Raw genomic sequence first — 22,968 nt, 5'->3', positions numbered from 1 at the left:
GCGTGCCGTCAACGCTGCCCGTCCAACGCCACCGACCGCCGGGGAGGCGACGTGCGCCGCCTGACCGTCCTCCGCTCCCCCGTGGGCGCGGCCTCCGCCGTCCTGCTCGCGGTCCTGCTCGCCCTGGCGATCTTCGCGCCGCTCCTGTGGGGCGACCGCGCCGGAGCCATCGACACCGACTCCATCCAGCAGGGCCCGTCCGCCGAGCACCTCCTCGGCACCGACCAGCTCGGCCGCGACATCTTCTACCGCGTGCTGGTGGCGACCAGGCTCACCATCGGGCTGGCCCTGCTCGCGACGCTGATCGGCGTGGTCACCGGCCTGGTCCTCGGCTCGGCGCCCTCGGTGCTGCCGCGGTGGGCGGCCAGGATCGTCACGTCGGCGGTCAACATCGCCGTCGCGTTCCCCGGGCTGTTGCTGGCGCTGTTCTTCGCCGTCATCTTCGGCACCGGCACGGTCGGCGCGGTGCTCGCCATCGCGTTCGCGATCGCGCCGTCGTTCGCCCGGCTCACCCAGACGCTGACGGCCTCGGTGAGCGGACGCGACTTCATCAAGGCCGCGCGGGTGTGCGGGGTGGGCCGGTTCCGCCTGCTGACCCGGCACGTCCTGCCCAACATCGCGGAGCCGCTCGTCATCAACGCCACCCTCGTGGCGGGCTCGGCGCTGACCGCGTTCGCCGGGCTGTCGTTCCTCGGCATCGGCGTGCAGGCGCCCTCCTACGACTGGGGGCGGCTGCTCGGCGAGGGTCTCAGCCGCATCTACGTCTCCCCCGCGCCCGCACTGGGGCCCGCGATCGCCGTGGTGCTCGCCGGTCTGGCGTTCAACCTGTTCGGCGAGGCAGCGGCGGCGGGTCACCGGCAGCGGCAACCGCGGGGCACCGCGGTCCGCGCGCCGCAGTCCACCGGCGGCACCAACGAAAGCGGGCTGCTGACCGTGCGGAACCTGCACGTCACCTTCCCCGGCGGCATCTCGCCGGTGCGGGGCGTGTCGTTCACCGTCCACAACGGAGAGATGATCGGCGTGGTCGGCGAGTCCGGCTCCGGCAAGAGCCTCACGGCGCTGGCCGTGTCGCGGCTCGTCGAACATCCCGGCACGGTCACCGCGGACACGTTGCGGTTCAACGGAAAGCCCCTCGACCAGACCCCGGACCGCGAGCTGGGTACGCGGCTGGCGATGGTGTTCCAGGACCCGATGACGTCGTTCAACCCGACCAGGCGCATCGGCGGGCAGGTCGCCGAGGTGTCCGAGGTGCACCAGGGCCTGAGCCGCAAAGCCGCGCTGCGCAAGGCGATCGGCCGCCTCGAAGCGGTGCGGATCCCGGAGCCGGAACGGCGGGCGAAGCAGTACCCGCACGAGTTCTCCGGCGGCATGCGGCAGCGGGCCATGATCGCGATGGGACTGATGGGCGAACCCCAGCTGGTGATCGCCGACGAACCCACCACCGCGCTCGACGTCACGGTGCAGCGCGAGGTCCTCAAGCTGCTCGCCAGGATCCGCGAGGAGCGCGGTGCCGCGGTGCTGCTGATCAGCCACGACATCACCGTCGTGGCGCAGACCTGCGACCGCGTGCTCGTGATGTACGCGGGCCGGATCGTCGAGGAGCTGCCGACGGACGAACTGTTCACGGCGGCACGGCACCCGTACACGACGGCGCTGCTCAAGGCGGTGCCCGACCTCGACACGGACCGGGACGCGCCGCTCGCGGTCATCCCCGGCAGGCCACCGGAGCCCGGCGAGATCGGCCAGGGGTGCCCGTTCGCACCGCGCTGCCCGCTCGCCGACGACCAGTGCCGTACCGAGGAACCCGAGCTCGAACCGTTCGGCGACGGGCACCGGGTCGCGTGCTGGAAGTCCGAGACCGAACTGGCAGGTGCGCGATGACCGACCTCGTCTTCAGCAACGTCACCGTCCGCTTCGGCCACCACACGGCGGTCGACGACGTCAGCCTCACCGTGCCGTCGGGCCAGGTCCTGGGCCTCGTCGGCGAGTCGGGTTCCGGCAAGTCCACCCTGGCCTCCACCGCGGTCCGCCTGATCAAGCCCACCGAGGGCGCGGTGCACGCGGACGGCAAGGTCCAGATGGTCTTCCAGGACCCGTACTCGTCGCTCGACCCGAGGATGAGCATCGGCAACACGATCGCCGAGGCCATGCCCCGCGGCACCGACCGCAAGGCCGAGGTCGCGAGGCTGCTCGAACTGGTGAACCTCGACCCCGGCCGGGCGGGCTCGCTGCCGGCGAGGCTCTCCGGCGGGCAACGGCAGCGCGTCGCGCTCGCCAGGGCGTTGGCGGGCAAACCGAAGGTGATCATCGCCGACGAGATCACGTCCGCGCTGGACGTGTCCGTGCAGGGCGCCGTCCTCAACCTCGTCCGCGAACTGCAACGACAGTTCGGCCTGACCATGCTGTTCATCTCGCACAACCTCGCCGTCGTGCGGTACGTGAGCGACCGCGTCGCGGTGATGAAAACGGGCAAGATCGTGGAGGAGGGGCCGGCCGCGCAGGTGCTCGCCGACCCCCAGCACGAGTACACGCGCGAGCTGCTCGCGGCCGCGCCCAGGCGTGACACGAGGCTGGAGGCTTCATGATCGACGATCTGCACGGGCGCAGCGTCGTCGCGGACACCCACAACGACCTCCTGGACGCGCTCGTCCACCGCCCGGTCGAGCGGTGGGTACCGCACTTCCGCGAGCGGTGGCTGCCGCAACTGCAGGCGGGCGGGGTGAACCTGCAGGTCCTGCCGGTGTTCATCGACGACGTGTTCCGGCCGGAAGGCGCGCTGCGGCAGACGTTGCGGATGATCGAGGTCGCCCACCGGATCGCCGAGGCGAGCCCGGAGACCAGGCTCTGCGTCACCGGCACCGAGATCGACGAGGCCCTGGCCGACGACCGCATCGCGCTCGTGCTCGCGCTGGAGAGCGCGCCGGGCGTCGGCGAGGACGTCGAACTGCTGGAGACGCTGCACCGGCTGGGCGTGCGGATCGCGTCCCTCGCGCACTTCGGCCGCACCGCGCTGGCCGACGGCAGCGGTGAGGACGCCACCGGCAGCAGGCTGACCAGGGCGGGCGTCGCCGCGCACGCCGAGATGGAACGCCTCGGCATGATCTTCGACGTCAGCCACCTGAGCGCGGCGGGCGTCGACCACGTGCTGGAGCTCTCGACCCGTCCGGTGATGGCGACGCACTCGTCGGCACGGGCGTTGCGCGACCACCACCGCAACCTGACCGACGCCCAGCTCAAGGGCATCGCGGACAACGGCGGCGTGGTGTGCGTGAACTTCTTCGCGCCGTTCCTGCACGAGTCCGACTTCACGATCGGCCGCCTGGTCGACCACATCGAGCACATCGCGGGCGTCATGGGCGTCCGGCACGTCGGCCTCGGCCCGGACTTCGTCAAGGAGGTCCTGGAGGACACCACGCCGCCGTGCTGCGAGGCCCAGTTCATCGAGGGCGTCCCGACCGACCGCTTCCTGCCCGGCCTGGAAGGGCCTGCGGGACTGCCACTGGTGACCGAGGCTCTGCAGAAGAGGGGATGGCCCGAGGACGACATCGTCCGCGTCCTGGGCCAGAACGTGCTCGACCTGTTCCGTTCCGAACTGAGGGGATCCGCATCATGACCACCGTCGAGGACCTGTACGGCTACGCGCTGCCGGAGCAGCCGGCGATCTCGCCCGACGGAACCGAGATCGTCTACGTCCTGCGCACCACCGACCGCGAGAACGACCGCGACGACCGCGCGCTCTGGAAGGTGTCGAACGGCAAGACGAAGCAGCTCACCAGGGGTAAGTCCGACACGGCACCGGCCTGGTCGCCCGACGGCAGGATCGCGTTCCTGCGCGCCCAGGACGGCCCGGCCCAGATCTGGCTGCTCGACGGCGAACCCGAGAAGCTGACGACCCTCCCCCTCGGCGCCGGCGCGCCGGTGTGGAGCGCGGACGGCACGAAGCTCGCGTTCTCCGCGCCCGTCGACATCGCGGACGTCTCCGCGCCGATCGTCACGAGCCGTCTCTTCCACAAGGCCGACGGATCCGGCTACCTGCGCAGCCTCCGCGCCCACCTGCACGTGCTCGACCTGGAGACCCGCGAGGTGCGGCAGCTGACCAGCGGCGACTGGCACGCCGGCGCGCCCTCGTGGTCCCCGGACGGCACGAAGCTCGCCTTCACGGCCTCGCGCGACGAGGACGCCGACCTGACGTTCCGCTCGGCGGTGCACGTGGTCGAGGTCGATGGCGCCACCGAACCGCGGCTCGTCGGCTCGGCCGACGGGCAGGCCGGAACGGTCACCTGGACCGAGGCGGGTCTGCTCGTCATCGGGCGCACCACCACGGACACCGGCCACCTCGACCTCCTGCACCTGTCACTGGACGGCGAGGTGCGCAACCTGTCCGCCTCGCTGGACCGCAACCTCATGCCCGGCATGGCGGGCTATCCCGGCGGTCTGCCGGTGCAGCACGGGAACACGGTGCTGTTCTGCGCCCGTGACCGCGGCTGCACCCAGCTCTACGCCGTCGACCTGGAGGACGGGGACGCGCCGCGCCTGGTCCTGGGCGGGGATTCCCGAGTCGTGGCAGGGCTTTCCGTCGCCGGTGACGTCGCCGCGATCGTCCTGGGCACGCCGACCTCGTTCGGCGAGATCGCCACCGTCGACCTGACGACGGGCGAGGCCACCGTCCACACCGGACACACCGAGATCACGCCGTTCGTCCGCGAGGAACGCGAGTTCACGATCTCGGACGGCACGGTCGTGCACGGCTGGCTGGTCCGTGACCCCGAAACCACCGGCCCCGCGCCGTTGCTGCTCGACATCCACGGCGGCCCGCACAACGCGTGGAACGGCGCGGCGGACCCGGTCCACCTCTACCACCAGGTGCTGGCGCAGCAGGGCTGGGCGGTGCTGCTGCTCAACCCGCGCGGCAGCGACGGCTACGGCGAGGCCTTCTACCGGGCCGCGCTCGGCGCGTGGGGCAAGGCGGACGCCAAGGACTTCCTGGAGCCGCTCGACGAGCTGGTCGCCGAGGGACTCGCGGACCCGGCGAAGCTCGCCGTCACCGGCTACAGCTACGGCGGCTACATGACCTGCTACTTGACCAGCCGCGACAGCAGGTTCGCCGCGGCCGTGGCGGGCGGCGTGGTCAGCGACCTGACCAGCATGGGCGGCACGTCCGACGCCGGTCACTACGTCACCGAGCTCGAACTGGGCGGCCAGGGCGGGCACCTCGCGGAACTGTCCCCGCTGACGAAGGTCGGTGACGTCCGCACGCCCACCCTGATCTACCACGGCGCCGCCGACGACAGGTGCCCCGTCGGCCAGGCCGAGCAGTGGTTCACCGCGCTGCGCCAGAACGGCGTGCCCACCGAGCTGGTGCTCTACCCGGACGAGTCGCACCTGTTCATCCTCAACGGCAAGCCGTCGCACCGCGCGGACTTCAACCACCGCGTGACCGACTGGGTGCGCGAGCACGCGGAGAACCGCAAGCCGCTCGACGCGAAGCACTGGCAGCGCAGGCTTTCCGCACTCGCGAAGAAGCACGACCTGCCGGGCGCGGCCCTCGGCATCCTCTACAAGGGCGACACGATCCAGGCGCACCACGGCGTGCTGAACCTGTCGACCGGCGTCGAGGTCACCGAGGACACGATCTTCCAGATCGGGTCGATGGGCAAGGTGTGGACGACGACGGTCGTCATGCAGCTCGTCGACGAGGGACTGCTCGACCTCGACGCGCCGATCGTGGACGTGCTGCCGGAGCTGAAGCTCTCCGACCCGGTGGTCGAGCAGAAGGTGACCATGCGGCACCTCCTCACGCACACCAGCGGCATCGACGGCGACAACTTCACCGACACCGGCCGCGGTGACGACTGCCTGGAGCGCTACACCGAACTGCTCGCCGACGCCGCGCAGAACCACCCGCTCGGCGCGACCTTCTCCTACAGCAACGCGGGATTCGTCCTGGCCGGCCGGGTGATCGAGAAGCTCACCGGCAAGACGTGGGACGTGGCGATGCGCGAGCGGCTCTACGTCCCGCTCGGCCTGACCCGCGCGGGCACGCTGCCGGAGGAGGCGCTGCTGCACCGAGCCGCGGTCGGCCACGTCACCAAGGACGAGAAGCTCGAGCCGGCGCCGGTGTGGATGCTGCCGCGCTCGCTCGGCCCGGCCGGAACGATCTTCGCGTGCGCGGAGGACGTGCTGAAGTTCGCGCGCATGCACCTCAACGGCGGCGTGGCGGAGGACGGCACGCGGGTGCTGTCGGAGGAGTCCGCGGCCGTGATGACCGAGAAGCAGACCGACGTGCCGGACAAGGAGGCGCTGGGCGACTCGTGGGGCGTCGGCTGGATCCGGTTCGGCTGGGACGGGCAACGCCTGGTCGGCCACGACGGCAACACCATCGGCCAGTCCGCGTTCCTGCGCATCCTGCCGGAGCACGACCTCGCGGTCACGTTGCTGACCAACGGCGACACGGCCCGTGAGGTGTATCTGGAGCTGTACAAGGAGATCTTCGCCGAACTGGCGGGCGTCGACATGCCGATGCCGCGCAAGCCGGACGCCGAACCGCCCACTGTGGACACCGCGCCGTACCTCGGCAGGTACGAGCGGGCCTCGATGAGGCTCGACATCGTCGAGGGCGAGCACGGGCTGCAGCTGGACGTGACGCCGACCGGTCCGCTGGCCGGCATGTTCCCGAAGCCGCCCGCGATCGATCTCATCCCGGCCGGCGACGGACGTTTCCTCTACCTGTGGCCGGACTCGAAGAGCTGGTCCTCGCTGGTCTTCTACACGCTGCCCACCGGGGAGCAGTACGTCCACATGGGTGTCCGCGCCACGCCGAAGGTCTCCTGATGAACCTGATCGACGACATCGAGCGGCTCGTGTCCTGCGAGTCGCCGTCCACCGACCTGGCCGCGGTCGCCCGCAGCGCCGAGGTCACCGCCCAGCTGGGTGCCGCACTGCTCGGCGCGCAGCCGGAACAGATCGTGCTCGACGGCCGCACACATCTGCGGTGGCGGCTGGGATCGGGACCGCGCAAGGTGTTGCTGCTCGGCCACCACGACACCGTGTGGCCGATCGGCACGCTGGAGAGGATTCCGTTCAGCGTGCAGGGCGGCGTGCTGCGCGGGCCGGGCTGCTTCGACATGAAGACCGGCGTCGCGATGATCTTCAACGCCGTCGCGGCGCTCGGTTCTCCCGACGGCGTCACGGTTCTCATCACCGGCGACGAGGAGATCGGCTCGCCGACGTCGCGCGGACTGATCGAGACCGAGGCCGTCGAGCACACCGCTGTCCTGGTCTGCGAGGGCTCTGCGGACGGCGGTGCTTTGAAGACCGAACGCAAGGGCACCTCGATGTACGAGGTGACGTTGCACGGGCGCGCCTCGCACGCCGGGCTCGAACCCGAACGCGGCGTGAACGCGACGATCGAGGCCGCGCACCAGATCCTCAAGGTCTCACTGCTGGCGGACCCCGCCGCCGGGACCACCGTCGTGCCGACCGTGCTCTCCTCCGGCACGACGACGAACACCGTTCCCGCGCAAGGGAAGTTCATGGTGGACGTCCGGGTGCGGAACCTCGCCGAGCAGCAACGGGTCGACGAGGACATGAAGGCGTTGCAGCCGGTGCTGGACGGCGCGAAGGTCGAGGTGACCGGCGGCCCGAACCGCCCGCCGCTGGAGCTGTCCGCGTCGTCCGCGTTGTTCGAGGTGGCCTCCGGGCTCCTGCCAGGGATCACCCAGGCGGCGGTCGGCGGCGCGTCGGACGGCAACTTCACCGCGGGCGTGGGAATTCCGACGCTCGACGGCCTCGGTGCCGTCGGCGGTGGCGCGCACGCGGAGAGCGAGCACGTGCTGGTGTCGGAGCTCGTTCCGCGCACCCAGCTGCTCGCGGCGCTGGTGAAGGAGCTGACATGACCCTGGTGAAGCAGAACGTGGTGGTCCGCCAGCTCACGGACTACGCGGAACTCCTGGCCACGCAACGGTTGTACGAGTCGATCTGGCGGCCGACCGCCGCCGGCGGCACTCCCCCGGTCACCGCCGAACTGCTGCGGGCGATGACGAAGGCGGGCAGCTACGTCGCGGGCGCGTTCGACGGCGACGCCCTGGTGGGTGCCTGCATCGGGTTCTGCTCGCCGCCCGCCGCCGGTGCGCTGCACAGCCACATCGCCGGGGTGGCGGCGGGCATGCGCGGCCGCAACGTCGGCTACGCGCTCAAGCTCGACCAGCGGACGTGGGCGCTCGAACGCGGCCTGACCGAGGTCAGCTGGACGTTCGACCCGCTGGTGCGCCGCAACGCGTACTTCAACCTGGGCAAGCTCGGCGCCGACGCGACCGAGTACCTGCCCGACTTCTACGGCCACATGCACGACGACATCAACGGCGGCGGCGAGACCGACCGGCTGCTGATCAGCTGGCGCATCTCCTCCCCCGCCGCCGTGGCCGCGTGCGAGGGCAGACCGCGGACCGTCAGCGCGACGGGCGTGGTCGGGCTCGGGATCTCCGAGGACGGGCGGCCGGTGCCGGGAGTGTGTTCCGGCAGCACGGTCCTGGTCGCCGTGCCGCCGGACATCGAGTCTCTCCGGACTACAAACCCGGCCGTGGCCGACGAGTGGCGGCACGCCGTGCGGGAGGTGCTCGGCGGTCTGCTCGCGAGCGGTGCGCGGATAACCGGGTTCGACAGGTCCGGCTGGTACGTCGTCGAGAAGGGCAGTGAGTCGTGAAGCTGACCGGGGTGGAGATCCGCTGGGTCGAGATGCCGCTGAAGTCGCCGTTCCGCACCTCGTTCGGCACGCAGACCGTGCGGCAGTTGCTGCTGCTGCGTGCCGTCACGGACGAGGGCGAGGGCTGGGGCGAGTGCGGCGCGCTGGTCGATCCGGTGTACTCGCCGGAGTACGTGGAGGGCTGCGCGGACGTGCTGCGGCGGTTCTTCATCCCGGCGCTGACCGGACCGGTCGACGGCATCTCCGTCGCGCCCCGGCTGGCTCGCTTCCACGGTCATCGGATGGCCAAGGCGGCGTTGGAGATGGCCGTCCTGGACGCCGAACTGCGCGCGCGTGGGGTGTCGTTCGGCCGTGAGCTGGGCGCTGTCCGCGATCGCGTGCCGTGCGGGGTGTCGGTCGGGATCATGAACTCGATCCCCGAACTGCTCGACGCCGTCGGCGGCTACCTGGACGAGGGCTACGAGCGGATCAAGCTGAAGATCGAGCCGGGCTGGGACGTCGAACCCGTGCGGGCCGTGCGCGAACGGTTCGGTGACGACGTGTTGTTGCAGGTCGACGCGAACACCGCGTACACGCTGGGCGATGCCCGCCACCTCGCGAAGCTCGACCCGTTCGACCTGCTGCTGATCGAGCAACCGCTGGCCGAGGAGGAACTGCTCGCCCACGCCGAGCTCGCCAAGGTGGTGCGGACGCCGATCTGCCTGGACGAGTCGATCACCTCGGCGTCGTCGGCGGCCGACGCGATCAGGCTCGGCGCGTGCCAGATCGTCAACATCAAGCCCGGCCGGGTCGGTGGCTATCTGGAGGCGCGGCGCATCCACGACGTTTGCGCCGCGAACAACATCGGGGTGTGGGTCGGCGGGATGCTCGAGACCGGCATCGGCAGGGCCGCGAACGTGGCGCTGGCGGCGTTGCCGGGCTGCACGCTGCCGGGCGACACTTCGGCGTCCGGCCGCTACTACCAGCTGGACGTCACGGAGCCGTTCGTGCTGCAGGACGGCCACCTGCCCGTTCCGACCGGGCCGGGGCTGGGTGTGACGCCGTTGCCCGACGTGCTGGACGCGGTGACGGTGAAGACGGAGTGGATTCCTCTTTAGCATCAACGCCGCACTGACCTGCCGAGCTACCACTCCGCAGGTCGGTGCGGCTTCGTTCGCAGCGCGGTGGGGATCGCCGCGGCAGTTCCGGTCATCTTGCGCACTACTGCATTTCGAATCCCACGTCCCCTATTCGGATTAATCAACTACGGATATATCTACTCTCCGTATCAACTGGTCCCGTTTGACGGACAGCATTCCGCCCTTCGAGTCATCACCTCGTGATCATGTTGCTACTCTCCGAAACAGGGAGGTATTCCATGACAGAGGGCGACAGGGCGGACGGAAGCCAGAACTACGAGGCCCGGCTCGCTGAGCAGCACCATCGGCTGGCGTTGGCGAGAGCGGGGTACATGCCGCCGGCACCGGAGCCGTACGAGCTCGAGGACTCGGTCGCCACGGCGCCGGGCGTGAGTGTTGTGGTGCGGGACCGCCGGATCATCTGGCTCGACATCCACCCGGATCTGCTCACGCAGCCGCCCGGTGCCGTGTCGAAGCCGATGAGAGAGGCCATCAACACCGCCTTGGAGCAGTCGTTGATCGACACTCCCGGCGCCGGTGATCCAGGCCCCGACCTCGCCGCGCTGGGTCAGCAGCTCGCGGACTTCACCCGGCAGGGTGGCGAGGCGTTGCGCCGGATTCAGGGCCTGCTCGAGGCGTCGATGGCGAAGACCGGTATCAGCGGTGACAGCACGCCCCAGTACGTCGGCCACCTGTTCCAGGACGCGATGGACGTGGTGACTTCCACCCAGTCGGCGCTGTCGGCGGATCCGGCGCCGATGGTCGTCGGTGAGGGCCATGACGACGACAACGAGGTCAACGCCGCCGTTACCAGCGGCCAGGTCGATGCCTTGTCGCTGACGGTCGTCGCGTTGCAGTACCCGCCCGCGCAACTGACGCAGGCGGTGATCCAGGCGGTCAACACCGCGATCGACGAGTGGGAACGCCTGTCCGCCGCGGCGGACAGACCCGCGCTGGACGTCGCCGCGTTGCAGGCGGTCAGTGAACAAGCAGAAAAGGTCCGCGAGCAGAGCATGCAGCACCTGCGCGCCTACACGACCAACCTCACCTCGATCATGCGCACCGTCGACTAGGGAGTGACAACGATGTCCGGGATGGAAGTGTCCGCCGAGATGATCGGCGGATCCGCGAAGGAGATCCTGGGGACCGGCGACTCCCTGACGAGTGACGTCGCCGCGTTCCGCAGCCAGGTCGAAGGTCTGACCGGCGCGTTCGGCGGCGACGAGCTCGGCTCGGCGCTGGGCACGATCTACCAGATCGTCTCCGAGGCCGCGTTCGAGTCGTTCGAGGACAACGCCGACGGTCTCGCGGAGATCGGCCAGAACCTCCAGGGCATGGCCGACGACTACTCGGCCGTGGAGAGCGCCAACCAGGGCACGTTCCAGCAGCTGTTGGAGGAACAGGCATGACGACCGGCATGATGCTGCCCCCGGAACTGTCCGGGCTGCTCAACACCCTGGGCTTCAACTGGCCGGAGAGCGACGAGGGCAAGCTCTTCGACCTCGGCGGTCTCTGGTCGGACTTCGCCGACCGGCTCGGCCCCGCCGCGGCCGCCGCCGAGGAGCACGCCCAGCAGGTGCTGAGCGCGAACAGGGGCGCGGCCATCGACGGCTTCAAGGCGTTCTGGACCGACGAGGAGGCACCGAAGAAGAACCTCGAGGACGGCGCCACCGCCTCGTCGCTGATCGGTGCCGGCCTCTACGTCTGCGCGGGTGTCGTGGTCGCGCTCAAGATCGCCGTCGTCGTGCAGCTGGTCATGCTCGCCGTCCAGATCGCCCAGGCCATCGCCACCGCGGTCCCGACGTTCGGCGCCTCGCTGCTGGAGATCCCCATCTTCAAGGAGATCACCTCGATCCTCCTCGACCAGGCGATCGATCTCGCCATCAGCCAGGTGCTCAATGCCTAAGGTCAAGAAGCCCAAGGCGAACAGGACCATCACCAACGCCGGGGTCTTCAACCCCATCGGCACGAAGCTGCGCACGGCGAAGCGCCCGGCCGGCAACAACGTTCAGGCGCTCGACGTCGACTCGTACGCCAACCTCAAGAAGCGCGAGAAGGTCGGCGACAACCTGGAGCACGACCACATCCCGTCGTCGGCGGCGCTCAAGCGTGCCGAGGAGAAGCGGCTCGGCCGCAAACTGACCAAGCAAGAGGCCGACGCCCTGCACAACAAGGCGAACGCGATCGAGGTCCCGAAAGACGTCCACGCCAAGAGCGACACCTTTCGCGGCAAGAACACGAAGAAGCAGATCGAGGACGACGCGGCGGACCTCAGCAAGGCCGCGAACAGGGACTACGCTACGACCCGCAAGAACCTCCTCGCTCACGGCTACTCGGCCAAGGACGTCGACGCGGCCTTGGACAAGATCAAAGCCGAGAACCGAAAGAAGGGCATATGACCACGGTCTCCGGTGAGATCACCGTGCTGCTCGACGTCCTGGGCCACCGCCAGGGTGACAGCCGCATCCTCGACGCGATCGTCCTGGTCGGCCCCCAGATGGAGGTCAGCGAGTACGACTTCGACGGCGAGAAGTCCACGTACTTCGTCTTCAAGGAGGCCGGTACGGAACTGCTCTTCGAGGACGACGTCCTGGCCTCGGTGATGGTGCGGACCCAGCCGGATTCCGAGGACGAGACCTACGGCGAGTACCCGCGTCCCGGCGAGCTGGTGCGGGGGCTCTCCGCCACCGCCACTCGCGACGAGGTCACGGCGTTCCTGGGCAGCCCGGAACGCAGCGGTCCGAGCTTCGACCGGTACGAGGTCAACAACCGCTACCTGCACTTCGAGTTCGGCGCGAACGGCCGGGTCGCCCGGATCTCCGCACTGCTCGAACCGGTCTAGACAGCAGTTCCGGTGCACGAACACGGGGCCCGTCACCGCGATGGTGGCGGGCCCCGCGTCTATCGCACGCTGATCGGGTACTCGACGTAGGCGATGCGGCGGGAGTCCGGGGACCAGCTGTTGACGTTGATCGTTCCCTGCCCTCCCCGCAGAGCGACGAGGGTTCGTGGAGCCGACCGCGGCAACGTCAGCAGCCGAAGCTCGACGGGCAGGTCGGCCGGGTGTCCGACGGTTCCGGCCGGATAGCTCAGGTACGCGACGTGGGCGCCGTCGGGCGACGGATGCGGGAACCAGTTGACCCGCTCGTCACCGGTCAGCTGTTCGACCGTCCCGGACACCTCGTCCCGCCGGAACAACTGGGCGTGGCCTTCGCTCGTCGACCGGAACTCGGAGTTGAAGTACAACGCCGTCCCGTCAGGCGAGAACTCCGGTCCGTCGGCGGGCGAGTAGCCGTCACCGACCCGCACCTCGGCTCCCGTGCCGAGATCGAGAGTCCACACGGCACGACGCCCCCACTCGTCGCCGTCCGCCATCTCCACCCCGACGTAGGTGAGGCGGCGGCCATCCGGCGAGATGCCGTGCAGGAAGTGCCGGAAACACCGCTCCGGCTCCTTGTCGACCGTCACGCGCACGGCCTCACCACCGTTCCACGGCACCCGGTGGAGATGACCGTCCACAGCGGACACGATGTGCCACAGGCCGTCCGGTGTGACGACATGATCGTTGTTGACCGGTGGCAGCCCGGTCACTGGCACCACCGTCGGCGTGCGGTCCCCCTGCAGATCGACCCGCAGCAGCACCCCGTCCCCGTTGACCACCAGATGCCGGCCGGCCGGATGGAACTGCGGGGCTTCGATCAGCCGTTCGGTGCTGCTCAGAACGAGCTCGGACTCCCCCGTGGCGACGTCGAGCACCCAGAGGTCGGCTCGCTGCCCGGGAAGGAGCTCACGCCACGCGGGGAGATCCGCCCAGCCCTCTTGTTCCGTTGAGGTCACGCCTTCAACCTTCCGCTCGTCAAGCAATTGTGCAGCCGTGACCGCCCGCGCGTCTCTCGCGCTGCTCCCGATTTGCGCGAACGCTTCGACACCCGGAGCCACTGAAGGGCACCTGACCAGCCTGAACACGCTGGTGCGCCAGTAGACTTCACTCGTTGAACCCTCACTGGATTCCGCTGTAGACGGTTGGCAGGGTGGTGGACATGAGTCCGCGAACAGGCCTCGCCCGCGTGCTGGACGACCTCGGCACCACGCTGATCGACCTCGTGCGTGGTGATCCGAGCCGTGCCACCGACGTGGGCGGGGTGGTGATCCACGACCCCGACGACGACCAGGCGCTGCCGCCGTCCGCGTTGGTGCTGGGTGTCGGCGTCCGGGACCCGGCGGAGATCCTCGGGATGCTGGACGGGGCCGCGGCGCTCGTCGTGCGGGGGCCGGTCGTGGTCACGGACGAGATCGCCCAGGCCGTCGACCGGTCCGGTGTCGTCCTGCTCGGCCTGGCGCCGGGCGCGTCGTGGACGCAGCTCGCCGCGATGCTGCGGTCGCTGCTGGCCGAGGGTGAGGTCGACCCGTCCGAGACGCTCGGCGGCGTGCCGGCCGGGGACCTGTTCGCCCTGGCCAACGCGGTGGCGTCGCTGATCAGCGCCCCGGTGACGATCGAGGACCGCAGTTCGCGGGTGCTCGCGTTCTCGGGGCGGCAGGACGAGGCGGATCCGTCGCGCGTCGAGACGATCCTGGGCAGGAAGGTCCCGGTGCGCTACACGCGGATGCTGGAGGAGCGCGGGGTGTTCCAGCGGCTCTACCGCAGCGATCAGGCCGTCTACATCGAGGGGCTGCTCGCCGACGACGGGTCGCTGTGCCTGCCCCGCCTCGCCGTGGCGGTGCGCGCGGGCGACGAGTTCCTCGGCTCGATCTGGGCCGCCGTGCGCGGGCCGCTGTCCCCGGACAGGTCCGCCGCGTTCGGCGACGCGGCCAAGCTCGTGGCGCTGCACATGATGCGCCAGCGCGCGGGCGCCGACGTCGAACGCCGGTTGCGCGCGGACCTGGTCTCGACCGCCGTCGAGGGTGGTCAGGGGGCGGCGGAGGCGGTGCGGCGGCTCGGGCTGGCCGACCAGGCTTGCGTGGTGCTGGCGTTGGCATTGGCCCACTCGCACGGTGACGACCCGGCCGCGCACGCCCGGCTGCTGGCCGAACGCCAGCAGGTCGCCGACGCGCTCGCGATGCACCTGACAGCGGTGCACCCGCGCGCCGCCGCCGCGTTGATCGGCGACGTCGCCTACGCGATCCTGCCCGCCGAGTCCGAGGACCGGGCGCTGCGGATCGCCACGGACTTCCGCAACCGCATCGGGCACCACGTGCTGGTGGGCGTCGGCGAGGTGTCCGACGGCCTCACGCTGTCGCGGTCGCGGGCCGGTGCCGATCTCGTGCTGCGGGTGTTGCGGGCCGGGCGGGCCGCACTCGGGGTGGCGCGAGTGTCCGATGTGCACAGTGAGGGGTTGTTGCTGGAGCTGTCGGACCTGATCGCCGAACGCGGGGACACGCTGACCGGTCCCGTCGCGCGGTTGATCGCCTACGACCGCAAGCACAGCGGCAACCTCGTGGAGACGCTCGGCGCTTGGCTCGACGCCTTCGGGGACGTCGTGGCCGCCTCGGCCGCCGTTTTCGTGCACCCCAACACGTTCCGCTATCGGCTGCGACGGTTGTCGGAGGTCGGGGAGATCGACCTCAGCGATCCGGACGCGCGATTCGCGGCGATGCTGCAGCTGCGGCTGTGGCGGCCAGACGGCGCCGCGCCAGTGCGACGAACGCCTCGGTCGACGGATGCGCCGCGGGTGCCGGCCACGCCAGGCGGACGGTGATCGGCTCGGCGTCGGCCAGCGGCAGGTAGGTGACGCCGGGGTGCGGGTTGTGGTGGCTGCTGCCGGCCGCCGTGACGCCGACCGTCGCGCCGGTCGCGATCGACGTCAGCCACTCGACGACGCCGGGCACGTCGACGGTGCGCGGGCGCGCCCCGGACGGCCAGAGCTCGGCCCCGGTCGTCGCCGCCGTCTCGCACACCGCCACGCACTCGCCCGCCAGATCGGCGAGCAGCAGGGCGTCGCGGGCCGCCAGCGGGTGATCGTCCGCGACGGCCGCCACGCGGGGTTCGTCGAGCAACGCCACGTGGTCGATGTCCGCGCCGGCCGGTTCGGTGCGCAGGACGGCCACGTCCGCCTCGCCGCGCCGCAGCGCCGCCTCCGGGTCGTCGGAGCGGCGGATGTGCACGAGCACGTCCGGGTGTTCGGCGCGCCACTCCCGCAGGAACGGGATGGTGTACTCGCCGAGCGCGGCCCAGGCGAAGGTGAGCCGGAGCGGCTGGGGCCTCACGGCCTCGGCCAGTGCCGTGTCCAGCGAGGTGAGGATGCGGTGGCTGTGCTCCCACAGCCGTTGGCCCGGTTCGGTCAGCGCGACGTGACGGGTCGTGCGTTCCACCAGGCGCACGCCCAGACGCCGTTCCAACTGCTCCAGCGTGCGCGAGAGAGCGGGCTGCGTGACGTGCAACGCCTGCGCGGCCGCGGTGATCGAACGGTGGTCGCCGATCGCGGCGAGCGCTCGCAGGTGACGCAGCTCGACATTCATAACCACCGATCATAAGTGCTGCACGAACGGCATTTCACTCGTGCTCGAAGCAGCCATAGCGTCGAGGGCATGAGGATTTTGCTCGTAGGAGCCACCGGCAAGCTGGGCACCGCGGTGCACGAGGTGCTGACCGAACGCAAGCACGACGTCGTGACCGTCTCCCGCACCGGAGGCGACCTGCAGTACGACGTGACCGACCCGGCCCAGGTGGCCGATCTCTACCAGACCGTGGGGCAGGTGGACGCCGTCGCGTCGGCCGCCGGGCACGTGCCGTTCAAGCCGTTCGGCGAGCTGACGATCGAGGACTACCAGGCCGGACTGACCGGCAAGGTCCTCTCCCAGGTCGCGCTGGTCCGCGAAGGCCTGGCGCACGTCACCGAGTCGTTCACGCTGATCACCGGCGTGCTGGCGCGCGAACCGATCGTCACCGGGGCGGCGGCCTCGCTGGTCAACGGCGCGGTGGAGGCGTTCGTGCGGGCCGCGGCCATCGAGATCGCGCCGCAGCGCGTCAACGCCGTCAGCCCGACCGTCTTCACCGAGGCGCTCGACGCGTACGGCGACTACTTCCCCGGCATGAAGCCCGTGCCGCTGGCCGACGTGGCGCAGGCGTACGTCCGCTCGATCGAGGGACGGCAGACCGGGCAGGTCTACGTGCTCTGAACCTGCACGCGACTGAGCAGACGGTCCACGAGATCGGGCAGTCGCTGCTCGCCCGCACCCTCGAGCCACAGCGCGATGCCGGTGCGGATCGTGGCGAGGAACGTCGCCGCCATCAGCCGGGCGATCTCCTCGTCCGGTTCGCGCAGCACCAGAACGGCGGTCAGGTCGCGTTCGAGCGCGACCTGGTCGCCTGCCTGGCGTGCGATCAGTGACGGATGCCGGCGCAGCAGTCGCAGCTGGGCCATCCACTCGACGTCCGGGAGCGGCCGGTCGCGGTAGAGCTCCGCGGTCGACGCGCGCAGGGCCTGCCAGGCCCCCTCGTCCCCGGGCCGGGCCCCGACCAGCGAGACCAGCGCCCTGAACCGCTCGCGGTCGGAGTCGAGAACGGCCTCTTCCTTGCTGGCGAAGTAGTTGGAGAACGTCCTGCGCGAGACCCCCGCCGCGTCCGCGATGTCCTCGACCGTCACCCCGTCGAGGCCGTGCTCCATCGCCAGCCGCAACGCCGCCCCGGCCAGCGACCGTCTGGTCTCCGCCTTCTTGAGCTCGCGCCGAGTGGTGAGGGTCTCCATGGCGTTCAGCGTAGCGGGTGTAAGTTGCTCATTGCGCAAATTTGCACGACGCGCAAGAATTAGGGTGACGAAGGGGCGGGATGTGAAGATCGAGACTCAGGCGATGGGGCACCGGCAGGTGCTGGAGTCGCTGTCCGGACTGCTGCTCGCGCTGTTCGTGGCCATGGTCAGCTCCACGGTGGTGTCCACCGCGCTGCCGCGGATCATCGGCTCGCTGAACGGCACGCAGACGAGTTACACCTGGGTGGTCACGGCCACCCTGCTCACGGCGACGGCCACTACCCCGCTCTGGGGCAGGCTCGCCGACCTGTTCAACAAGAAGACGCTGGTCCAGGCCGCGATCGTGATCTTCGTGGTCGGCTCGCTGCTCGCCGGCTTCGCGCAGGACACCGGGCAGCTCATCGCCGCCCGCGCGTTCCAGGGCCTCGGCGTCGGCGGCCTGCAGGCACTGGTGCAGGTCGTGATCGCCGCGATCATCCCGCCGCGCGAACGCGGCCGCTACAACGGTTACCTCGGCGCGGTCATGGCCGTCGCCACGGTCGGCGGCCCGCTGCTGGGCGGCCTGATCGTCGACGTGTCGTGGCTCGGCTGGCGCTGGTGCTTCTGGGTCGCCGTGCCGATCGCCGCGCTGGCGTTCGTCGTGCTGCAGGCGACGCTGAAGCTGGAGACCGTGCGGCGCGAGAACGTGAAGATCGACTACCTGGGCGCGACGCTGATCGCCGCGGGCGTGAGCGTGCTGCTGATCTGGGTGTCGTTCGTCGGCAACTCGTTCGACTGGATCTCGTGGCAGACCGGGGCCATGGTCGGCGCCGGGCTCGTGCTCCTCGGGGCCGCCATCGCGGTGGAGCTGCGCGTGAAGGAACCCGTTGTGCCACTGCACATCGTGGTCCAGCGAACGCCCGCCCTGGCGATCATCGCGAGCCTCTCGGTGGGCATGGCGATGTTCGGCGGCGCGGTGTTCCTCGGCCAGTACTTCCAGATCGGCCGCGGCTACTCGCCCACCGAGGCGGGCCTGCTGACCATTCCGCTGATGGCGGGCGTGCTGGTGTCGTCCACGATCTCCGGCCGCATGATCAGCCGCACCGGCAGGATCAAGCCGTACATCGTGTCGGGCACGATCATCCTGGTGCTGGGCTTCCTCGGCCTGGGCTTCGTCGACCACGCCACCGCGCTGTGGATCGTCGGCGTCGCGATGGCCGTCGTGGGCATCGGCGTCGGCATGACGATGCAGAACCTCGTGCTGGCGGTGCAGAACAGCGTCCCGCTGAGCGAACTGGGCGCCGCGAGCGCGTCCGTCACGTTCTTCCGCTCGCTGGGCGGCACCATCGGCGTCTCGGTGCTCGGCGCCGTCCTCGCCAACCGCGTCACGGCCGACCTCTCCGCCGCACTGCACGTGCCGGCGGGCCAGTCGACCGGCAGCACCAGCGCGTTGAACCTCTCCGCCCTGCCGCCCGAGGTCCAGACGATCGTGCACACCGTCTACGGCGACGCGACGGCGCACATCTTCCTGATCTCCGCCGCGGTCGGCGTGGTCGGCATCATCGCGGCACTGCTGCTCAAGCCGATCACGTTGCGCACGACGATCGATCTCGAGAAGAAGGAAGCAGACTCAGCGGTCGCGCGATAACCGAGGGGGAACCATGAGCGCCGGCCTGAACAACGCCTTCGAGTCCACAGTGGACTCCTTCGGACCCGCTCCCCTGCCGTCGTCCAGGACCATCCTGGTGGGAATCGACGGCTCCGACACCGCGATGCGCGCGACGGCGTCCGCGTTCGGCCTGGCCCGCCGCCAGGGAGCACGACTGGTCGTCACGTTCGTGGCGTGCCACTCGTCCCTGGCGGCACTGAGCCCCGCCGTCGCCTCCGTCTTCGAGCACGAGGCGACGGCGCGCCTGCACGCCGAGCTGAGCGACCAGGTCCGGTCGTTCGCCGAGGAGCTCGACGTGCCGGTGACGTTCGTCAAGGCGTTCGGCGACCCGTGCACGGTGCTGCGCGACTCGGCGGACCAGTGCCAGGCCGACATGGTGATCGTCGGGGCGTCGCAGCAGGCGGGGCACCGGTTCGCGGGGTCGGTGGCGACGCGGCTGATCAAGCTGGGGCACTGGCCGGTGCTCGTGGTGCCCTGACCTGGGCATTGCAGATCTCCTGCAAGAATCCCGCATGGTCGTGACGCGACTCTTCGAGCTGTAGTTCTGAACCACAGCTCAAGGAGTCGCACGACATGCTCAAGACCAGACTGGCCGCCGGGGTCACCGCTCTCGCCGCCGTCGCGGGCGTGGTGTTCGGCGCGGCACCCGCCGCGTCGGCCACCGACTACCCCTACGCCGACATCGAGATGAGCCATCTCAAGTTCGGCGCGACCTACGTGACCGGCAAGGTCACCTTCTACAACCAGTCGGCGAGCGTCATCGGCACCGGGCACTTCGTCGGCTGCCGCACGCTCTACGCCTGGACCATCGACAAGCAGCCGGGTGACACGGAGAAGGTGCTCGACGTCGGGAGCACCAGCCCGCAGTGCGACAAGGACCACCCCATCAACATCCCGCTGGACGCGAAGATCACCGGTGGTGCCGACCGCGTGCTGCTGGAGCTGCGCGACGGCGCGGGCAAGCCGTTTCCCTCCAGGGTGTTCATGAGGTACGACCTGCGCTGAGGCAGGGGGTCACGCTGATCAGTACTCTCCGTGAGGGGGAGGCTGATCAGCGTGTTGTGCTTGCTGGGCGAGGTGTCGGCGGGAGAGACCGACCTGGGCCCGCCCAAGCAGCGGTGCCTGCTGGCCGCGCTGGCGGTGGACGCCGGACAGGTGGTCCCGGTGGACCGCCTGCTCGACCGGGTCTGGGGAGACGACGTGCCCAGGCGTGGCCGGGAGACGTTGCACAGCCACGTCTCCCGGCTGCGGCAGGTGCTGGCGGGCGGCGAGGTCGCCATCGCGCACCGGGCGGGCGGGTACGTGCTGACCGGGCCGGTCGACCTGCACCGGTCCCGGGAGCTCGCCGCCGCCGGACGGACGGAGTCCCCCGCCGGGGCGGTCCGGCTGCTCACCGAGGCACTGGCGCTGTGGCGCGGTGAGCCGTTGGCGGGCCTGTCCGGCGGCTGGGCCGAGGAGGAACGAGACCGGCTGGACCGGGAACGGCTGGCGCTGACGCACGACCTCGTGGACGCCCGGCTGGGGCTGGGGCACGGCGCCCAGCTGGTGGCGGAGCTGGCGGCGCGGGCCGCCGAGCATCCACTGGACGAACAGGTGGCGGGCCAGTACCTGCGGGCGCTGCACCAGGCGGGGCGCACGGCGGACGCGCTGGACCACTACCGGCGGGTGCGGGCGTCACTGGTGGCCGAACTCGGCGCGGATCCCGGTGCCGCGCTTCAGGAACTGCACGCCCGGCTGCTCGCCGGAGCGCCCGGGACCCCCAGGGCCGTACCGCGTCAGCTGCCGGCCGCGCCGACGCCGTTCGTGGGACGACGCGAGGAACTGGACCGGCTCGACGCGGCGGTGGCCGGGTCGAACGGCACGGTGGTGATCTCGGCGATCGCGGGTGCGGGCGGCATCGGCAAGACTTGGCTCGCCCTGCACTGGGCGCACGAACGGGCGGCGTCCTTTCCGGACGGACAGCTGTTCGTCGACCTGCTCGGCTTCACCCCGGACAACGCGCCGCTCGACCCGGCCGCGGTGCTGCGCGGGTTCCTCGACGCGCTGGGCGTCGCGGCGGAACAGATCCCGGCCGAGCCGCACGCGCGGGAGGCGTTGTTCCGCAGCCTGGTCGCGGACCGCAGGATGCTGGTGCTGCTGGACAACGCGGCCACCGCCGAGCAGGCCGTGCCGCTGCTGCCCGGCGGCCACACGTGCACGGTGCTGGTCACGAGCCGCCGGGTGCTGAGCACGTTGATCGCCCGGCACGGCGCACGCCACCTGGACCTGACGGTGCTCGGGGACGCCGACGCCAGAACCCTGCTGGAGCTCCGCCTCGGCGCGTCCCGCCTGGCCGCCGAACCGGACGCGGTGAGCAGCCTGCTGGACTGGTGCCGTGGTTTCCCGCTCGCACTGGGGTTGCTGGCCGGCCGGGCGCTCACGAACCCCGGCCTGTCGCTGACCCTGCTGGCCGCGGAGCTGCGCGAGTCCGGTTTGGACGCGTTGGACGACGACGATCCCCTGGCCAGCCTGCCCGCGGTGCTCGCCACCTCGCACCGGGCGCTGACCCCCGAGCAGCAACGGGTGTTCGGCCTGCTCGCCCTCGCGCCCGGCCCGGACATCAGCCTGCCGGCGGCGGCCGGCCTCACGGGACTGAGCGCGGCCGCCACCACACGCGTGCTGCGTGAACTCCAGACGGCCTCGTTGCTCTTCCAGGACGCACGCGGCCGATACGCCATGCACGACCTGATTCGCGGTTATGCGGTCACGACAGCGATCCCGGACGCGACGGCGTCGCAGCGGTTGACGGACTACTACCTGCACACCCTGTGCGCCGCGACCCTCGCGTTCAACCCCTACCAGTCGATGGTCGCCCTGGGGCCGCTGTCCGAAGGCGTGCGGCCCGGCTCGTTCGCCGACTCCGCCGCCGCGCTCCGCTGGCTGGACGCGGAGTACGCCTGCCTGAGCGCGCTCCTGCGCCAGGCCGTGCAGGAGGAACGTCACGAGCTCGTCTGGCAGCTGGTCTGGACCGTGCACCTCTACGTCCACCGGCGAGGTCATCACCAGGAGGACCTGGACATCTGGCGGATGGGGATCGAGGCCACCCGGCACCTGCCGCAGGTCGAGGACCGGGTCCGCGCCCACCGCTTCCTCGGCCGTGCCCACGTCCGCGTCGGCAAGCTCGACGAGGCGGCACGGGACCTGGAGCACGCCATCGCCCTCACCTTGGAGCACGGCCTGATCCGGCAGCAGGCGTACGCGCTCGTCGACCTGGCCTGGGTGTGGGAACGCCGCGGCGACGACCACCAGGCGTTGCACCACGCGCGGCAGGCCGTGACCGTCGCGCGCGAAGGTGACGACGAGCAGCTGGTCGCCAGTGCGCTGAACCTGGTGGGATGGCACGCGGCCCGCGTCGGCGAGTACGACGTCGCCCGCTCCCACTGCGAGGAAGCGCTCCAGGTGCACGTCGCCCACGACTACCGCACCGGCATCGCGACCACGCTCGACAGCCTCGGGTACGTCGACCACCTCACCGGGCGGCACCGCGAGGCGATCGTCAGGCACCGTCAGTCGATCACCATGCTGAGGGAGCTCGGCTTCGCCGCCGAAGTGCTCGCCGAGGTCCTCGAACACCTCGGACGGCCGCACGCGGCGCTCGGCGAGCAGGAGCAGGCACGCGTGGCGTGGTCCGAGGCCAGGCAGCTGTACCTCCAGGCGGACCGGAGCGCGGACGCCGAGCGGATGCGCGAGCTGATCGAACACCTCGGATGACATCGCGGTAGGCCGTCCCGTTCACATCGCCTCTACCTGCACATTGAGCACTCGATCTTTGTGTCA

At 70.5% G+C, this 22,968-nt stretch carries 19 protein-coding genes and 2 pseudogenes; 18 read left to right on the top strand and 3 right to left on the bottom strand.

Annotated elements, in window-relative coordinates; all coding sequences use genetic code 11:
• The first annotated feature begins 51 nt into the window (after positions 1–51).
• The 12 genes and pseudogenes from ACH413_RS01995 to ACH413_RS01940 all read left to right on the top strand — a co-directional run bounded on the left by ACH413_RS01995 (position 52) and on the right by ACH413_RS01940 (position 12,661).
• The gene (locus ACH413_RS01995) at positions 52–1,881 is read left to right on the top strand and encodes a dipeptide/oligopeptide/nickel ABC transporter permease/ATP-binding protein (RefSeq protein ID WP_360029752.1); all 1,830 of its coding nucleotides are present in this window, start codon (positions 52–54) and stop codon (positions 1,879–1,881) included.
• Positions 1,878–2,573: pseudogene (locus ACH413_RS01990) on the top strand (ABC transporter ATP-binding protein); the annotation flags it as partial. The gene ACH413_RS01995 and the pseudogene ACH413_RS01990, both read left to right, overlap by 4 nt.
• Before the next feature lie 8 nt (positions 2,574–2,581).
• Complete coding sequence (locus ACH413_RS01985) at positions 2,582–3,613, top strand: membrane dipeptidase (protein ID WP_360029751.1); 1,032 nt, start codon at positions 2,582–2,584, stop codon at positions 3,611–3,613.
• Complete coding sequence (locus ACH413_RS01980) at positions 3,610–6,831, top strand: serine hydrolase (RefSeq protein ID WP_360029750.1); 3,222 nt, start codon at positions 3,610–3,612, stop codon at positions 6,829–6,831. Before ACH413_RS01985 ends, ACH413_RS01980 begins: the two co-directional genes overlap by 4 nt.
• A complete protein-coding gene (locus ACH413_RS01975; protein ID WP_360029749.1) occupies positions 6,831–7,895 on the top strand; it encodes a M20 family metallopeptidase in 1,065 nt (354 codons plus the stop codon). Before ACH413_RS01980 ends, ACH413_RS01975 begins: the two co-directional genes overlap by 1 nt.
• Positions 7,892–8,701, top strand: coding sequence for a GNAT family N-acetyltransferase (locus tag ACH413_RS01970; RefSeq protein WP_360029748.1), 810 nt, complete (start codon positions 7,892–7,894; stop codon positions 8,699–8,701). Before ACH413_RS01975 ends, ACH413_RS01970 begins: the two co-directional genes overlap by 4 nt.
• On the top strand, positions 8,698–9,798 hold the full coding sequence (gene menC / locus ACH413_RS01965) for an o-succinylbenzoate synthase (protein ID WP_360029747.1): 1,101 nt from the start codon (positions 8,698–8,700) through the stop codon (positions 9,796–9,798). Before ACH413_RS01970 ends, menC begins: the two co-directional genes overlap by 4 nt.
• 260 nt (positions 9,799–10,058) lie before the next feature.
• Entirely contained in the window at positions 10,059–10,892 is an 834-nt protein-coding gene (locus tag ACH413_RS01960; protein ID WP_360029746.1) for a hypothetical protein, read from the top strand.
• Positions 10,893–10,904: 12 nt separating this feature from the next.
• Positions 10,905–11,228, top strand: a complete 324-nt coding sequence (locus ACH413_RS01955; RefSeq protein WP_360029745.1) for a hypothetical protein — start codon at positions 10,905–10,907, stop codon at positions 11,226–11,228.
• The gene (locus ACH413_RS01950; protein ID WP_360029744.1) at positions 11,225–11,725 is read left to right on the top strand and encodes a hypothetical protein; all 501 of its coding nucleotides are present in this window, start codon (positions 11,225–11,227) and stop codon (positions 11,723–11,725) included. Before ACH413_RS01955 ends, ACH413_RS01950 begins: the two co-directional genes overlap by 4 nt.
• Positions 11,718–12,218, top strand: coding sequence for a hypothetical protein (locus tag ACH413_RS01945; protein WP_360029743.1), 501 nt, complete (start codon positions 11,718–11,720; stop codon positions 12,216–12,218). The genes ACH413_RS01950 and ACH413_RS01945 overlap by 8 nt, the downstream gene beginning before the upstream one ends.
• Positions 12,215–12,661, top strand: coding sequence for a hypothetical protein (locus ACH413_RS01940; RefSeq protein ID WP_360029742.1), 447 nt, complete (start codon positions 12,215–12,217; stop codon positions 12,659–12,661). The genes ACH413_RS01945 and ACH413_RS01940 overlap by 4 nt, the downstream gene beginning before the upstream one ends.
• A 59-nt stretch (positions 12,662–12,720) precedes the next feature.
• On the opposite strand, the gene ACH413_RS01935 is transcribed toward ACH413_RS01940, so the two are convergent.
• Positions 12,721–13,656, bottom strand: a complete 936-nt coding sequence (locus ACH413_RS01935) for a hypothetical protein (protein WP_360029741.1) — start codon at positions 13,654–13,656, stop codon at positions 12,721–12,723.
• 203 nt (positions 13,657–13,859) lie between these two features.
• Between ACH413_RS01935 and ACH413_RS01930 the strand changes: the two genes are divergently transcribed.
• Positions 13,860–15,515 (top strand): helix-turn-helix domain-containing protein, encoded by a 1,656-nt coding sequence (locus tag ACH413_RS01930; protein WP_360029740.1) that lies wholly within the window; start codon positions 13,860–13,862, stop codon positions 15,513–15,515.
• Here the strand turns inward: ACH413_RS01930 and ACH413_RS01925 are convergent.
• Positions 15,496–16,275 (bottom strand): annotated as a pseudogene (locus ACH413_RS01925) (LysR family transcriptional regulator); the annotation flags it as partial. The gene ACH413_RS01930 and the pseudogene ACH413_RS01925 overlap by 20 nt on opposite strands.
• Positions 16,276–16,344: 69 nt before the next feature.
• On the opposite strand from ACH413_RS01925, the gene ACH413_RS01920 reads away from it, so the two are divergent.
• Positions 16,345–16,935: a short chain dehydrogenase gene (locus ACH413_RS01920; RefSeq protein WP_360029739.1), complete on the top strand. Its 591-nt coding sequence runs from the start codon at positions 16,345–16,347 to the stop codon at positions 16,933–16,935.
• Here ACH413_RS01920 and ACH413_RS01915 read toward each other — a convergent pair.
• Positions 16,923–17,504 carry a helix-turn-helix domain-containing protein gene (locus tag ACH413_RS01915; protein WP_360029738.1) on the bottom strand — a complete coding sequence of 194 codons (582 nt, stop codon included), beginning with the start codon at positions 17,502–17,504 and terminating at the stop codon, positions 16,923–16,925. The two genes, ACH413_RS01920 and ACH413_RS01915, sit on opposite strands and share 13 nt — an antisense overlap.
• A 103-nt stretch (positions 17,505–17,607) precedes the next feature.
• Between ACH413_RS01915 and ACH413_RS01910 the strand changes: the two genes are divergently transcribed.
• From ACH413_RS01910 to ACH413_RS01895, 4 genes are all read left to right on the top strand, one after another.
• Positions 17,608–19,131 carry an MDR family MFS transporter gene (locus tag ACH413_RS01910; RefSeq protein ID WP_360030362.1) on the top strand — a complete coding sequence of 508 codons (1,524 nt, stop codon included), beginning with the start codon at positions 17,608–17,610 and terminating at the stop codon, positions 19,129–19,131.
• A gap of 13 nt (positions 19,132–19,144) precedes the next feature.
• Positions 19,145–19,630, top strand: coding sequence for a universal stress protein (locus tag ACH413_RS01905; protein WP_360029736.1), 486 nt, complete (start codon positions 19,145–19,147; stop codon positions 19,628–19,630).
• A gap of 95 nt (positions 19,631–19,725) precedes the next feature.
• Positions 19,726–20,157, top strand: coding sequence for a hypothetical protein (locus ACH413_RS01900; protein ID WP_360029735.1), 432 nt, complete (start codon positions 19,726–19,728; stop codon positions 20,155–20,157).
• Between the two features lie 51 nt (positions 20,158–20,208).
• Positions 20,209–22,902, top strand: coding sequence for a BTAD domain-containing putative transcriptional regulator (locus ACH413_RS01895; RefSeq protein ID WP_360029734.1), 2,694 nt, complete (start codon positions 20,209–20,211; stop codon positions 22,900–22,902).
• Positions 22,903–22,968: the final 66 nt, after the last annotated feature.

The organism is Lentzea sp. NPDC020367 (assembly GCF_044387305.1).
Classification (GTDB): Bacteria; Actinomycetota; Actinomycetes; order Mycobacteriales; family Pseudonocardiaceae; genus Lentzea.
The sequence above is the reverse complement of the archived record's forward strand: the minus strand, read 5'-3'. Positions and strand labels throughout refer to the sequence as shown.